Source organism: Oleiphilus sp. HI0125 (assembly GCF_001635355.1).
In genome coordinates this window covers 1-14,651 of sequence record NZ_LWGF01000189.1, presented here as the reverse complement: position 1 = coordinate 14,651, position 14,651 = coordinate 1, and the positions used below count along the sequence as shown (strand labels likewise).

The following is a 14,651-nucleotide window of genomic DNA, read 5'->3' as shown; positions in this document are numbered from 1 at the left end:
TCAGACAATGAAATAGCGCCAGAGGCAACAAGCGCGGTGTACTCACCGAGGCTATGGCCACACATAAAGTCCGGTCGAATCGTTGTTTGAGCACACCACTCTTCCCATACTGCGATACTAGCGGTGAGAATCAATGGCTGCGTAATCTCTGTTTGATTAATTCTCTCTTCAGGACCTTCTAGCGCCAATTTTCTTAAATCGATACCAATCGCGTCAGAAGCTTCAGCAAACACCTGATTTGCCTTCTCTGATGATGCTAACAAATCAGCCATCATGCCCACACTTTGCGATCCTTGACCGGGGAACATAAATACCAACGACATAAAACCTCCTTATATCACCGCAAGTTAGTCGAACGCGATGAACTCTAGTGCTTTGTTAATTTTTTCAGGTAGATTAGAGCGTGCTTCGCGATCCGCAAGCTCAATTGCATGCACAAACGCTTCTACCTTTGCGTTGCCGTGGCTTTTCACCACAACGCCATTTAATCCTAAGAACATGGCTCCGTTGTGCGTATCGGGATCAAGCTGTTTCAGCGCACTAGCCATATGTGGCGCCAACAACTTCGCTAACAAGCGCGTAAACCATGAACGTTCAAAAAAGGACTTCACCCCATCAAGGATAATATTTGCCGCACCCTCGGCGCTTTTTAGTGCAATATTCCCAACAAAACCATCGCAAACAAGAACGTCAGCTTTACCTCGAAAAATATCGCCGCCCTCAGCAAAACCAATATAGTTAATTTCTGGCGCTTCTCTGATAAGAGAATCCGCCAAACGAACTAACTCGTTGCCCTTAATATTTTCATCACCAACATTAAGAAGCGCAACGTCCGCCTGCTCTTTCTCTTTAATCACTTGCGCAAGTATCTGGCCCATTAAGGCAAATTGCATAAGCTGCTCAGCTGAGCTATCTACATTTGCACCAAGATCAAGAACTAAGGTTCCACCATTTTGAGACGGAAATAGCTTTGTGATAGCTGGGCGATCAACACCATGAAAGGTCCCTAAAATGGAGCGCCCTAAAGCCATCAAGGCTCCGGTATTTCCACCACTAACCACTGCTGATACTGAGCCATCACGCGCCATCTTTAGTGCTTCAGCCATTGAGCTATCTTGCTTTCGACGCAACACCACTGAGGGCTTGTCATCCATAAGAACAACAGAGTTAGCTGGGCTTATTTCAAGACGATGTTTTAATGAGGAATAGAGCGGGTGCTGAAACAAAAAAACCTCCAACTCGCTTTGATTACCAACCAAAACAATGTCAGAGGTTTTGTTTCGTTCTAAGAACGAAAGTGACGCATTAACCGCCACTTGTGCGCCATGATCACAACTCATCGCATCAACAGCGATGCGCAGGTTTCCTGTCATAGCGTGCGAATAATTCGCTTAGTCGTCTGCTTTCTCGATAACTTGCTTACCACGGTAAAAACCGTCTGCAGTTACGTGGTGACGACGGTGCGTTTCACCAGTAGTTGAGTCAACTGAAAGAGTTGCACCAGTTAGCGCGTCGTGTGAACGGCGCATGCCACGCTTAGAGCGAGTTTTGCGATTTTGTTGAACAGCCATACGTTTCTCCCGAAAGGTGTCTTTCTCATGTGGCGCAATCTATAAGTGCGCGCAAATCATAAACTATTTTTTGAGCTTCAATTCAGATAACACGGCAAAAGGATTTTCTTTTTCCGGTGCTTCTTCGATTTCTCGCTCTTCCCCAAACTGCTCTGCTTTACAATCATCATGATAGGAAAACATCGGCAAACTGAGGATCAATTCCTCTTCGACCACATCATAAACCGGCATAACTTCCGGCTCGACCAAAAGCGGCTCATAGTATCCAGGCAGGTTCTTAGCTTGCTCATCTGATAAGACAATACCAAGCTGAAAGTCTGACTCTACTACCTTGTTAACCGCTTCTAAGCAACGCTCGCAGGTCAAAGCTAATTCCGCTTTTAGATGCCCTTTGAGAACTCTAAGATGTTGCTCATCGCGATCGAACTCAAGCGTTACTTCTACATCCCCTTCAGTACTTAGAACAATATCTGCCAAGCGAGGCATAGATTGCACTGCAATTTTCCCCTGCAAAACCTTGTTTTGGTCAGCATATTTAAGGGGATCGACAGTCTTTGGGAGTGAGTGATCCGACATAAGCGCGCAATTCTATTGGCGAGATCCGTACTTGTCAAAAGAAAACAACATTTTTTTAACAATCGTTCAAAGCAGTCCACAACTGAGGCTTCAGCATCAGTTTGGAATATGAAACACTAGCGCCAATTCGAACTATTTCAAGAAAACTAAATGACTACTCATCACATTATTCTTGGCTCATCTAGCAAATACCGCAAAACTCTACTAGAAAAGCTGTTTTCTCACGTTGAATGCATTGCTCCTAAGATCGATGAAAGATCTATTTCGGCCAACTCTCCAAAAGACTTAGCTCTAAAGCTCGCATCACTAAAAGCGCATAATGTGGTGGCCTCACTCTCATCACCAAGCAAAAGCATTGTTATCGGTAGCGATCAGGTAGCTTATTGCGACGGAGTATATCTTCATAAACCAGGTTCTTTCGAAAAGAACTGCGAGCAACTCGCCTTCTGCTCAGGCAAAGAAGTTTCGTTTTTTACTGCTCTTTCGGTCGTTAACACCGAAACAATGAAGGAAGAAACCACTTGCGATCTAACGCGCGTGAAATTTAAACCTTTAACATCCGCCCAAATTGAAAGCTATGTGCAAAAAGAGCCATCTTATGATTGCGCTGGCGGATTCAAGGTCGAAGGTTTAGGCGTTACGTTGTTTGAGGCAATTGAGACAAAAGATCCAAATGCTCTGATCGGCCTCCCACTAATAGAGCTATGCCACATACTTGAGCGCTTCGGTATTATGCTCCCATAAAAAAGGCAGCTAACTAGCTGCCTTATATAGCTTTTTAAAAAATCTAACGAAGCTGCATGGTATTCAAACCTAATACTGAACTGATCGCTCCGCCGATGGATACACCCAAGGACTCTGTAAATTGCTGGAATGGATCTGGCTGCAATGAGAAGTCAACAATATCTTCAGCACCGACAAGCTCGCGCGCCACGTAACTAGAACTACCTAATCCGTCAATCAAGCCCAACTCAAGAGCTTGCTCTCCATTCCAGATTAATCCACTAAATAACTTATCGTTTTCTACCAAACGATCGCCACGTCCTTCTTTCACCTTATCAATGAATTGCTGATGCGTACTAGTTAACACGGTTTTCCAGAATGCCACCTCTTCAGGATTCTCTTCACTAAACGGGTCCAGAAATGCTTTGTGCTCACCAGAGGTATAAGTGCGACGCTCAACGCCATATTCATCAATCAGGTCAACAAAGCCAAAACCTGCTGCTGTTACACCGATAGACCCAACTAAGCTTGCTTTATCTGCATAAATTTCGTCAGCAGCGGCTGCCATGTAATAAGCGCCAGAGGCTCCCAAATCGGTAATCACTGCATAGAGTTTTTTCTCAGGATACAAGCCGCGCAACCGCTTGATTTCATCATAGACGTAGCCAGACTGAACTGGACTTCCGCCCGGGCTGTTAATTCTCAAAATGACCGCTTTAGCCCCTTCTGCCTCAAATGCAGAGCGCAAACCTGTCACGATCACATCAGCACTAGCATCTTCTTGATCTGCAATCACTCCTCGCACATCAATCAAGGCAGTGTAATTTTCGGAGTCAACCTGCATACCGTTTGGACTTAAACCATTTGCCATCACGCCAAGCAAAATGAATAAGTAAGCGAAGGTCAGCAACTTAAAGAAAATACCCCAACGACGAGTACGTCGCTGCTCAACCCCTAAAGTAGCTACCGTTTTTTCAATTAACTTCCATTCTTTAGAGTTGGAACTAGTTGGCTGAGGGACTGCCTTTACGTTATCTGAGTTTTCCAAAAGGAACTCCTAGTTTATTGTTTTCTCAAAATTACTAATCAACGATCGACTTGAGAACGCCCACGATAAAAAACCTAGAGCTTTATATCGTCATGTGATTCGACGAGCCATGCTAGCAGCTCAGGCATCGCATCAACAATGCGCTTCGGATTATATTGCCGTAAGCTCTTCACCGCATGCACACCGTAGCTTACGCCGACACTGTGCATCTGTGCCTTCTGCGCCATTTCCATATCAAAGGTCGTATCACCAACCATCAACATTTGATCTCGCGGCACCTTCAAATGGTCAGAAATCTCGATAAGCATTTGCGGGTGCGGCTTCGATCGCGTTTCATCCGCGCACCGTTCAATATCAAAAAACTGTCCTAGCCCACTCTGCTCCTTCGCCATATCAAGACCGCGTCGACTCTTACCTGTCGCCACAGCTAAAACGAAGCCTCGATCTTTTAGCTCTTTAAGCACGTCGAATACATCTGGGAATAACGATAACTCTGCACCTTCATTCTGATGAAATCGCTGGGAATAGTGCGCTCTCAACTTCTGTATCTGATCCTCAGTAATATTAGGATACAGATCAAACAAAGCCTCTTTCATACCGAGACCGATGATACTCTTCATGCGGTCGTAGCTGAGCTCAGGTAGGTCGCACACTTGTGCAGATTCAGCGATGCAGGAAACGATATGACGCTCCGAATCTACCAGGGTTCCATCCCAATCGAACACTATCGTTGAATATCGCACTAAAGTAACTCCATTTTCTCCAGAGCTTGCGTGTAGCGCTCGTCATATTCAGCTTCAAGTCGCATGCGTCGCGTTTTGCCTCCCTTTATTGGCAAGTCAAATTCTATGGCCCGCGCATGAAGCATCAAACGCGCCTTCTCCATTCCGCCCTGATCTTCGACCAAGTTCTGAATATACTTAACATCCCCCACAATTGGATGTTTAGAAAACGCGGCATGGACGCGAATTTGGTGCGTACGCCCAGTAATCGGCTTTGCTTCAACCAAGGTAAACTTATCCGAACGATTCAGAATCGAAAACTTCGTTTGGCTCGGTTTTCCGTCAGCACTCACCACCACCATACGCTCGCCAGATTTGAGCTCATTCTTACGAAGCGGAGCATCCACCATCACTTTGTGCTTTGGCCATTTACCGAATACCGCTAAATGGTAAATCTTGTTCACCGTATCATCTCTAAATTGCGCATGAAGTGCTTTTAAGGCAGGACGACTCTTAGCAATCAGAACAGCACCAGAGGTATCTCGATCTAATCGATGAACGAGCTCAAGAAACTGATGTTCGGGGTATTTTGTACGCAAAGCCTCTATCAAACCCAAGTTCACACCACTTCCGCCATGAACAGCCAAGCCAGAAGGTTTATTGATCACTAAAAGCTGATCGTCTTCATAGAGAACTGAATCTTTAAGCGCTTGAGACAAAGAATCGCTAACCTTAACTTGTCCGTTAACGCTGTTCGTTGTGTGCATAGGAGGAACGCGAACGATATCACCGAGCTGTAGCTTCGTTTCTGGCTTACATCTTTTTTTATTTATGCGCACATCACCTTTACGAATCACGCGATAAATTTTTGACTTCGGCACGCCCTTGCACGCACTCAATAAAAAATTGTCGATCCGCTGAGTTTCGTTCTTCTCAGTAATGGTGACTAATTGCACACCATGCCCCAAAGGCTTCTTTTGTCCTTCAGGTTTTTGAGCTTTTACTTTTTGATCTGCCACCTACACCTCTAAGTCGTTGCCCGACCTACCAATTACTGCTATATTCGCTCCCGCGTCGGCCCCTTTTAAATCCAAAGGTGCTTGAAACGAAATTTTCGTTTCCGCAATCATACAGCTTTAGCCCCGTAAAATACGCACATTCTTCACTAGAATCGGCAGGAAAAAAGAGTATAGCCGCTTTGCACTTGTTGCCAAAAAACAGCAATGAGAAAAGCGTTGGCAAAGTTGAATGATGGTGATGCATTGGTAATACATATCGTTCGAAGCCTTGAAGCCTGCCTATCGCATAGCGCTCACTGTGCTCACGGTATGAAAAGAGAAACACCCAAAGGAACATTTGTTTTTACGCAGTTTGCAAAACAAATGATTGGATAAATACGCTGTACAGCGTAGCGCAAAAGATTTTTAGATGATGCTTAAAGAGGCCTTCGCAAGCCATTCAAAGCATGATCACGACACAGGCCGACACCGTGAGTTCACAAGACTTGCGTTGTAAAGAGACCATAAGACCTGCTGTTTACAATGAGATGTTAGTTCAACAGAGCAGCTATAAAACCCGAAGTTTAGTGTTTGCATGCTCGTTTTAACGCCACAGTTGTAGGTATTCTAACCCTCAATCTTTCTGCCCTTCCTGTATACAGCGCCATATTGGACGTTGTTCATGAAAAGAATGTTAATCAACGCGACTCAAAGCGAAGAGTTGCGTGTAGCCCTCGTTGACGGGCAAAAACTCTACGACCTAGACATTGAAGCCGGCTCTCGCGAGCAAAAGAAAGCAAACATTTATAAAGGCAAAGTAACCCGTGTTGAACCTAGCCTAGAAGCTGCTTTCGTCGATTTCGGTGCCGAGCGACACGGCTTCCTTCCTCTTAAAGAAATTTCAAAAGAATACTTCAAGCCAAGCGCTGGCAAAGGCCGCGTTAACATCAAAGATGCGATCAGCGAAGGCCAAGAAGTAATCGTACAGGTTGAAAAGGAAGAACGCGGTAACAAGGGTGCTGCACTCACTACGTTTATCAGCCTAGCTGGTCGTTACTTGGTACTCATGCCAAACAACGCAAGAGCCGGCGGCATTTCTCGCCGAATTGAAGGGCCAGATCGCGCACAGCTAAAAGAAGCAATGTCTGGCTTAAACATGCCTAACAGCATGGGCGTTATTGTTCGCACTGCAGGCGTTGGTCGAAGTACTGAAGAACTACAATGGGACCTTGATTACCTTGTTCAATTTTGGGATTCCATTAAGACTGCGTCTGAGAGCCGCCCCGCTCCTTTCTTAATCTACCAAGAAAGCAACGTAATCATTCGCGCTATTCGAGACTATCTGCGCCAAGATATCGGCGAGGTATTGGTCGACGCACCTGCAGTATTTGAAGATGTATTGAATTTCGTTCGCGCTGTAATGCCGGCTTACGAAAACAAGATCAAACTCTACCAAGACGAGATCCCATTATTCAGCCGCTATCAAATCGAAGCGCAAATCGAAACAGCATTCCAACGTGAAGTAAAATTGCCGTCTGGCGGTTCTATTGTTATCGACCCAACAGAGGCACTTGTCTCGATTGATATCAACTCGGCGCGTGCAACAAAAGGCAGCGACATTGAAGAAACAGCACTTCAAACAAACCTTGAAGCCGCTGATGAAATAGCACGCCAACTTCGCTTACGTGATATGGGCGGTTTGATTGTTATTGACTTCATCGACATGGGCCCTAGCAAAAACCAACGCGAAGTTGAGAACCGTATGCGTGACGCACTTGAGTTAGATCGCGCACGTGTTCAGGTCGGAAAGATCTCTCGCTTTGGCTTGCTAGAAATGTCTCGCCAACGCTTGCGTCCTTCACTCGGCGAAACACGTTCAGAAACTTGCCCTCGTTGTAACGGACAAGGCACCATTCGTGACATTGAATCTCTTGCACTATCGATCATGCGTTTGATCTACGAAGAAAGTGCAAAAGAAAAAACTGGTGCGATACAAGCAATCGTCCCAGTTAGCGTTGCAACCTTCCTTCTGAATGAGAAGCGTAAGCAAATCGTTGAGATTGAAAGTAAGCAAAACGTTGATGTCATTATTGTTCCTAAAGATCATCTAGAAACACCTCACTTCGAAGTGACACGTTTGCGTGAAGATGATTACGCAAACCTTGAGGACACACCAAGCTATACACTTGAAGTTAGCCAAAACGAAGAAGAGCAAAGCACCGCTGCACAACCACGTGAAACAGTTAAAGAAGAAGCCGCAGTGAAGACGATTACGCCTCGTCCTCCAGCTCCAACTTCTTCGAACGAAGGCGGTTTGTTTGCAAAGATTGCTAGCAAGCTTTCTGCAATGTTTAGCTCTGAAGAAAGCGAGAAAGAAGAAGAGAAACCTTCTCCTAAAAATCGCAACAACAACCAACGTCGCCAAAACAGTAATCGACAAACGAATGCTAAACGCACTAAGCGTGGTGATGACCGTAATAATCAGCAAAACCGTAATAACAAACGGGAGCGCAATGATGAACGCCAAGGTCAGCGCAATAACAAGCGCAACAATGATAAAGCGCGTTCAAATGATCGAAATACGGCTGAAAAAGAGCAAAACGCGCCGCGCAATAAACAGAATCAAAGCAAGCAAAACGACAATACAGATAGCGCCAACAAGCGACCACGTCGTCAACGCAATGCAGGTTCTAACAATCAGAAGTATCGCGAGAAGCCACGCCCTGAGCCTATCTCTGATGAAGAGTTGGCAAAAGTAGCGCCAGCAAAAGCGGAAGCAGAAAAAGCGACAACGGATGCTCAAGAAGCACCTGTTGCAGCAACGGACGCAGCACAAAACGACTCGAACGCGACGCAAGAGAAAGCGCCACGCTCAAACAATCGTCGCCGCAACCGTCGTCGTAATGCACCTAAAGCGGAAAACACGACAGCAACTGAAGCTGCAAGCACTGAAACGCCTGCTACTGAAAAAGCTCCGGCAGCAGAACCAGTTGCCAAAACAGCAGCGCCTGCTGAGAAAGTCACTCAGCCAACTGCTGATTCGACAGAAAAAGCAACGGCTAACGCAAAAGCAACTAGCGCTGAAAAGCCAGCAGAAAAAGCAGCGTCGGAGCCTGAAAGTGCAACACCGAATGATGCCGCAGTAAGCAAAACTTCAAAAGAAGAAGCGCCTAAAGCCGAAACAAAAGCAGAAAAAGCTGAAAAGCCATCTGCGCAAGCTGAGGCCGTAACGACTGCTGAAACTGAAGCGAAAGAAGACGATACAAAACCGGCACCGCAACGTCGTCGCCGTCGTCGTCGCCCAAGCTCAGAAAAAGAAGCCACTGGCGAACAAGCATCAGGAACCAAAGCCCAATCTGAAGTACCAGCAGAAAAAGCTGAAACGGCAAAAGCTCTAGTGGAGAAAAAGCCCGAGCCGAAGCCGGAAGCTGCAGAGTCTAAATCAAGCCCTGATGTTTCGGTTGCCGTTGCAAACTCAAACGCTAGTACCTTTAAGCCTCAGCGCCCAGCACGCCGTCGCCAGCGAGGTGAAGCAAAACTTGCACACAACGACCCACGCGCGAAAGCTACTGAAAGCCAGCCATCAGCGGCTTCAGCAGCACCAGTGAATGAAGGTGAAACGCAAGACCAATAAGCTTTATTGGACTTTCTTTAAGCCAGAAGTTAGCTTAATGCGCTTCTGGCTTTTTATTTTACGGATATAAATCTATGCCTCTTTCTGAATCTGCCGTCGACCAACTAGAAGAGTTATTGTTTGACGAGTCTCTTAGTGATGACACGCTTGACTATTTTGGCTTGCACGGCCTGGTGAGCGCGACTGTTGTTGGTCCTGTTGAATTAACAATCCCGCAGATAACCAACATCTGCCTCGCAGAACAAACACTGAGCGGAATGGAGAAAGAGTTAGACCATCTAGCAGGCTGCATTGCAGTCATGCACAGCGAACTCATAGAAAGCCTTACCGAAGGCTCGTCAATTATTCTCCCTTTCGAGGATGAAGACGAACACTATGATGATGCGTTGATAAGCTGGTGCGCGGGTTTTGTTGAGGGAATTTTAAATAACGAGTCAGATTGGTTTAATCAGAACGAAGAAATAAGCGCCGAATTGTTACTTCCGTATATGGCCTTATCTGGTTTATTTGATAATGAAGACTTTGCTCCAATCATCAACAATAAGAAGTTAATGCAACAGTTTGAAACGATCATTGCTGAACAACTAACCGACGTATTCTTGTTCTATCACAGCAAAGCTTAAGACCATTTATGCGAGTCGAATTGAGGCTCGCACACTATTCCCCTTATCGTTTAAGCGCACTTTGCGGCAGAGCGATTCAACCAACTTCAAACCTCTCCCGTGAAAACTAGGAGCATGATCATCGAAAGGCCTTTCTGTGATGTCGGAAATATCAAATCCAGCGCCTGAATCGATAATCTCAATATCGAGAACTCTTGGTTCATCAAGACCGTACTCAAGTTTTATTTCAATGCTCGCTTCGCTTAATGCTGTCAAGCGCTCTGCACGCATCAAATAATAACTTTCAAAACCTTCTGCATCTTGTTTCAGAGAAGAGCATAACTGCAAAATGCCATGATCCAAGGCATTACAGAATAACTCCGTCAGGACAGTTGCAATTGTTTCCTGATGAACCGCAAATTCAGGTCGATCCGGAAGCAAATAAAACACCTCAGACGCAATATTTAGATCTTTACGCAAGAATTCCTCATTGAACATGAGCGAGGTTTTCCAGGGAAACATCGAAACGTCGTTCATAAGAATATCATCAGCTTCCGGCTTATATGCCATCACCTCTAGTAAAGATACATCATCATGCTGAGGTGCATCCTCAACAAAGCTGTGGTATTGACTCAACATCTCCTTGAACACGTCCGTTTGCTCTCTTGAAACACACTGAGCTACACGATCCATCCCAAACATTTCATCAGTGCTGTTTGTCGACTCTGGAATTCCATCAGTCATTAGAAGAAGAGAATCTCCCTGGTGGAAATCAATATCATCCATACTGGCATTAAACGCTTCATTCTCAAGAATCCCTAAAGGCAGATGTTTAGAAAGCACTTCATTACATTTTCCTTCATAGGCATTAACATGATAACAAGCAGGCAAACCACCCAACCATACCCTTGCCCTTTCACCACTAGCATCCAGCTCAATAAAGCCCGCAGCGCAAAACATTGATCGCGGCACAAAGTTTCTCAAAGAACGATTCATCTCCCTAACGATAGAAGCCGCCGGCTTACCTTTTCGCGTCATCGTAAAAAATACTTGAGACAATGGAATCGTGCCAATTGCGGCGGCTAAACCGTGACCAGTAAGATCACCCAAAAATATGTACAAACCTCCAAACGGTTTTCGCGCAAACAGACATATGTCGCCATTGAACGTGGATTGAGATGCGATATATGAGCGAACATTTTTACAATCGCTTAGGTTCCGCGATAGAGAGTGCGACAAAACATGCTGTCCGGTTTCATGTTCCTGACGCAAGGTTTCATGCAAAACTTCAAGCTCTTTAGTCTTGTCTTGAAGCTCGTTCATTAAACTCTTGGTACGCATATGCGCCTTGATTTTTGACACCAATATTGAGGTATCAACAGGCTTTTGAAGAAAGTCGTCCCCACCGCATGCCAAACATTCTTTTAGGGCATCTTTAGCGTTGTTAGAGGTAAGAAAAATAATAGGAGTGTGATTGTTACCCGCTAATTCTTTAATCACTGGTGCCGTGGCGAATCCGTCCATAACAGGCATCACTACATCAAGCAGAACAAGATCTGGAGAATGCTCCTTGAATAAAGCGATTGCTTGCTCGCCATTCTCAGCTTCAATGCATTCATTACCAATGTCTTTTAACGCGACCTTTAGAACGATACGGCAAATTTCCTGATCGTCGACGATCAATATCTTCAAGACCAGAGCTCCCATACGGGTTTAACTGTTTCGGGTAAAGGCTGGATACGTCCTAACTCTGCCCATGACCAATCAGGCGAATGAAAATCACTGCCAACAGAACCATACAAACCAAATCTACGACACATATCGCCTAGCATTCCGACCTCTCCTGGTTTTTGTCCAGATACGACAACTTCCATTCCTTGCCCTCCCAAGTCGCTAAACTCAACAATCAATTCACGAAGTCTAGTTAAACTAAAATCATACTTACGAGGATGTGCGATAACACCTGTTGCGCCAGCTTCTTTAACCCACGACATCACGGTCTGTAAATCCGGCCAAATACTTTTCACATCTCCTGCCTTACCAGAACCCAAGTAACGCTTAAATGCTTCATTCATTGTCTCAACGGCGCCAATTTCGATAAGCACTTTGGCAAAATGAGGCCTTCCGGGTATTCCCTCATGGCTCAAGCTTTTCGCTTTATCAAATGTTGGCGGTAGGCCTTTTTTCTCGAGTCGAGCAGATATTTCTTGAGCTCGAGCAATTCTCAACTCAGTTTGATGTCGTTGCACTTGTGTCATCACAGGACAATCTAAAGAGAAGTTATAAGCCAATATATGCACGCCGAACTTACTCCACTGACAAGAGATTTCGATTCCTGGCACCAGACTCATGCCTAACTCTTCGGCAACCGAATTAGCCTCATTTAAGCCCGCGATCGTGTCATGATCGGTGAGCGACAAACACTCAACACCATTCGCATGGGCGCGTTCAACAACATCTCGTGGACTTAAACTGCCATCAGACATAAAACTATGGCAATGTAAGTCAATATTTGAAAACCTCACACTAATATTCTCGTTTATAACATCGTATAATCTTGCCGCCTTTTTGTATTTTGAAGGCGACTGCTTGTTTTGCTTTAAATCTTTGGAAAAATAATGACCCAACCTAATCAGAAAGCAAACTCTGGAAATATATTCCTAGAACTTATTTTGTGTGTAATTCTTCCTACACTCGTTCTTAAATACCTCAGCCCAGAAGACCAACTCGGACCAGTGTATGGCTTGATTCTTGGCCTTTCATTGCCGCTAGGCTACGGCATCTACCAATTCGTTCAAGAGAAAAAATTCGGTTTTATTCCAGCTCTTGGTTTCATCAGCATATTGCTCACAAGCAGCATCGGTTTGCTTGAACTCGACAGCAAATATATCGCTATAAAAGAAGCAGCCATTCCTCTCATAATTGGTATTGGCACCATTATTTCGTTAAAAACGCCCTACCCACTGGTTAAGACATTTATCTATAACGATAAAATACTTCAGATCGATAAAGTAGACGCTGCGTTAGCAGAAAACCAGTCGCAAGGCCTTTTTGAGGACGCTCTGAAAATCGCCACCTATATACTTGCCGCATCATTCCTTTTGTCGGCAATCTTGAACTACGTACTGGCAAAGGTAATTGTTACTAGCCCAAGTGGAACAGCTGAATTTAATGATCAACTCGGCACAATGAATTTACTTAGCTATCCAGTAATCACGATCCCCTGCGTAATCGTTATGATTATCGCGATGATGTATCTATTTAAAAAAATTAAATCACTCACCGGCCTCGCGCTAGAAGACATATTGCACAGTTGAGATATTATGTATTACGCCATTATTTCTACAGATGTGGAAAACAGTTTAGAAAAACGCAAATCAGCACGCCCTGCTCACATAGAACGACTTGAGCAACTAAAAAATGAAGGCCGATTACTGATCGCAGGACCGCACCCTGCTTTAGATTCAGAAGACCCAGGACCAGCAGGATTTACAGGGAGCATTGTCGTTGCAGAATTTGCCTCCCTTTCTGAAGCACAAAGCTGGGCAGACGATGATCCGTATATTTCGGCAGGCGTTTACGCAAACGTCGTCGTAAAACCATTTAAAAAAGTACTTCCTTAATTAATTTGTAGGACAAAATTAGCCATGAAATTCGCTTCTATCATCGCAATTATTCTAAGCTTTAGCCTGAGCGCTTCTGTTCACGCCAGCACGATGTATATCGATGACACATTACTCGTTCCACTCAGAAGTGGTGAAGGCACAGGATTCCGCATCGTACACAAAGGACTTCCAAGCGGCACAGCCATTGAAATCATCGAACAAAACAAAGAAACAGGGTACTCCTTTGTGCGCACAAAAGGCGGAACAGAGGGTTATTTGCCAACACGCTACCTCTCTGCAGAACCTATCGCGAAAGCGAAATTGGCCAAAGCAGAAAAAGAATTAAATCAATTGCGTACTAGCAATAAAGATCTGAATACAAAACTCAACGCCTTGCAAGGTAACTTCAATGCACTTGAGAAAGATCATGCACAAACGAGTAAAACACTAAACGCTAACAACACTGAGTTAGCGCGTGTTAAATCCGTATCAGCGGATGCTCTTAACCTAGACCGCAGCAACCGAGAGCTGCGTGAGAGCAATGAAGAGTTACGCAATCAACTCGAACTACTCGAGGTTGAGAATGCTCGATTAAAAGACAAGTCGGAATCCAATATGATGCTAATCGGAGGCGCACTTGTTCTACTCGGTGTCATTCTTGCGCTCATCGTTCCGCTACTTAAACCAAGCAAAAAGAACGATAGCTGGGCTTAAGCAACTCAACATTCCCCTTCATTTGTAAAACTTCGTAGCACGGTGAGACCTAGTAGACAGTCTCACCGTCACGCCTCCCTCTTGATCAAAACCTATCCGATTCTTGGATTATTCTTTATCTATCTGCTAGATATAAAAGAAAATAACAGGATCAAGTCGCTATGGCACATGTCGCTATGACCAATGTACAACGCAATTATTCTGAAAAACGCAATTTTCGGAGAATGGCATTAAACACTGACATTGAGATTCACATGCTCGACTCAGACAAAACGTACCCAGCTATGTGCTTAAACTTAAGTGGAGCTGGTCTGATGTTTAGGCTGAAAGAACCACTTGATAAAGATGCTATTTTTCGCACCACGATCAAATCTGGCACCGAACAAACAGCAGATCTAACAGCGACTTTGCGCGTCATTCGATGCGCTCCAAACGGACCAGAGGGATACGTAGTTGGA

The 14,651-nt window shown here is 44.9% G+C and carries 16 protein-coding genes; 7 read left to right on the top strand and 9 right to left on the bottom strand.

Going from position 1 to position 14,651, the window contains the following annotated elements; all coding sequences use genetic code 11:
- From A3762_RS02940 to A3762_RS02925, 4 genes are all read right to left on the bottom strand, one after another.
- The coding region (locus tag A3762_RS02940) for an ACP S-malonyltransferase (protein WP_156493174.1) at nucleotides 1-323 on the bottom strand (323 nt) is incomplete at its 3' end.
- Nucleotides 324-347: 24 nt separating this feature from the next.
- Nucleotides 348-1,373 carry a phosphate acyltransferase PlsX gene (plsX, locus tag A3762_RS02935; RefSeq protein WP_068754025.1) on the bottom strand — a complete coding sequence of 342 codons (1,026 nt, stop codon included), beginning with the start codon at nucleotides 1,371-1,373 and terminating at the stop codon, nucleotides 348-350.
- 18 nt (nucleotides 1,374-1,391) lie between these two features.
- Nucleotides 1,392-1,571, bottom strand: a complete 180-nt coding sequence (gene rpmF, locus A3762_RS02930; RefSeq protein WP_068476088.1) for a 50S ribosomal protein L32 — start codon at nucleotides 1,569-1,571, stop codon at nucleotides 1,392-1,394.
- A gap of 63 nt (nucleotides 1,572-1,634) precedes the next feature.
- Nucleotides 1,635-2,147 (bottom strand): YceD family protein, encoded by a 513-nt coding sequence (locus A3762_RS02925; protein WP_068754024.1) that lies wholly within the window; start codon nucleotides 2,145-2,147, stop codon nucleotides 1,635-1,637.
- A gap of 150 nt (nucleotides 2,148-2,297) precedes the next feature.
- Between A3762_RS02925 and A3762_RS02920 the strand changes: the two genes are divergently transcribed.
- Complete coding sequence (locus A3762_RS02920; protein WP_068754022.1) at nucleotides 2,298-2,891, top strand: nucleoside triphosphate pyrophosphatase; 594 nt, start codon at nucleotides 2,298-2,300, stop codon at nucleotides 2,889-2,891.
- Nucleotides 2,892-2,934: 43 nt separating this feature from the next.
- Here A3762_RS02920 and A3762_RS02915 read toward each other — a convergent pair whose 3' ends face one another.
- The 3 genes from A3762_RS02915 to A3762_RS02905 form a co-directional block, all read right to left on the bottom strand.
- Complete coding sequence (locus A3762_RS02915) at nucleotides 2,935-3,918, bottom strand: S49 family peptidase (RefSeq protein WP_068754020.1); 984 nt, start codon at nucleotides 3,916-3,918, stop codon at nucleotides 2,935-2,937.
- Nucleotides 3,919-3,992: 74 nt separating this feature from the next.
- Complete coding sequence (locus A3762_RS02910) at nucleotides 3,993-4,661, bottom strand: HAD family hydrolase (RefSeq protein WP_068754018.1); 669 nt, start codon at nucleotides 4,659-4,661, stop codon at nucleotides 3,993-3,995.
- Nucleotides 4,661-5,659, bottom strand: a complete 999-nt coding sequence (locus A3762_RS02905) for an RluA family pseudouridine synthase (protein ID WP_231878711.1) — start codon at nucleotides 5,657-5,659, stop codon at nucleotides 4,661-4,663. Before A3762_RS02905 ends, A3762_RS02910 begins: the two co-directional genes overlap by 1 nt.
- 661 nt (nucleotides 5,660-6,320) lie before the next feature.
- On the opposite strand from A3762_RS02905, the gene rne reads away from it, so the two are divergent.
- Both rne and A3762_RS02895 read left to right on the top strand, forming a co-directional pair.
- Nucleotides 6,321-9,272 carry a ribonuclease E gene (rne, locus tag A3762_RS02900; RefSeq protein ID WP_082868898.1) on the top strand — a complete coding sequence of 984 codons (2,952 nt, stop codon included), beginning with the start codon at nucleotides 6,321-6,323 and terminating at the stop codon, nucleotides 9,270-9,272.
- A gap of 74 nt (nucleotides 9,273-9,346) precedes the next feature.
- Nucleotides 9,347-9,895, top strand: a complete 549-nt coding sequence (locus A3762_RS02895) for a YecA family protein (protein ID WP_068754015.1) — start codon at nucleotides 9,347-9,349, stop codon at nucleotides 9,893-9,895.
- Nucleotides 9,896-9,901: 6 nt separating this feature from the next.
- On the opposite strand, the gene A3762_RS02890 is transcribed toward A3762_RS02895, so the two are convergent.
- Together A3762_RS02890 and A3762_RS02885 are read right to left on the bottom strand one after the other, a co-directional pair.
- The gene (locus A3762_RS02890) at nucleotides 9,902-11,566 is read right to left on the bottom strand and encodes a fused response regulator/phosphatase (protein WP_197468978.1); all 1,665 of its coding nucleotides are present in this window, start codon (nucleotides 11,564-11,566) and stop codon (nucleotides 9,902-9,904) included.
- A complete protein-coding gene (locus tag A3762_RS02885; RefSeq protein ID WP_255375023.1) occupies nucleotides 11,563-12,399 on the bottom strand; it encodes a PHP domain-containing protein in 837 nt (278 codons plus the stop codon). Before A3762_RS02885 ends, A3762_RS02890 begins: the two co-directional genes overlap by 4 nt.
- Before the next feature lie 93 nt (nucleotides 12,400-12,492).
- Between A3762_RS02885 and A3762_RS02880 the strand changes: the two genes are divergently transcribed.
- The 4 genes from A3762_RS02880 to A3762_RS02865 form a co-directional block, all read left to right on the top strand.
- Entirely contained in the window at nucleotides 12,493-13,191 is a 699-nt protein-coding gene (locus A3762_RS02880; RefSeq protein ID WP_068754010.1) for a VC0807 family protein, read from the top strand.
- Between the two features lie 6 nt (nucleotides 13,192-13,197).
- The gene (locus A3762_RS02875; RefSeq protein ID WP_068754008.1) at nucleotides 13,198-13,497 is read left to right on the top strand and encodes a YciI family protein; all 300 of its coding nucleotides are present in this window, start codon (nucleotides 13,198-13,200) and stop codon (nucleotides 13,495-13,497) included.
- A gap of 24 nt (nucleotides 13,498-13,521) precedes the next feature.
- Nucleotides 13,522-14,193, top strand: a complete 672-nt coding sequence (locus A3762_RS02870) for a TIGR04211 family SH3 domain-containing protein (RefSeq protein WP_068479543.1) — start codon at nucleotides 13,522-13,524, stop codon at nucleotides 14,191-14,193.
- A 161-nt stretch (nucleotides 14,194-14,354) separates the two neighbouring features.
- The coding region (locus A3762_RS02865) for a PilZ domain-containing protein (RefSeq protein ID WP_156493173.1) at nucleotides 14,355-14,651 on the top strand (297 nt) is incomplete at its 3' end.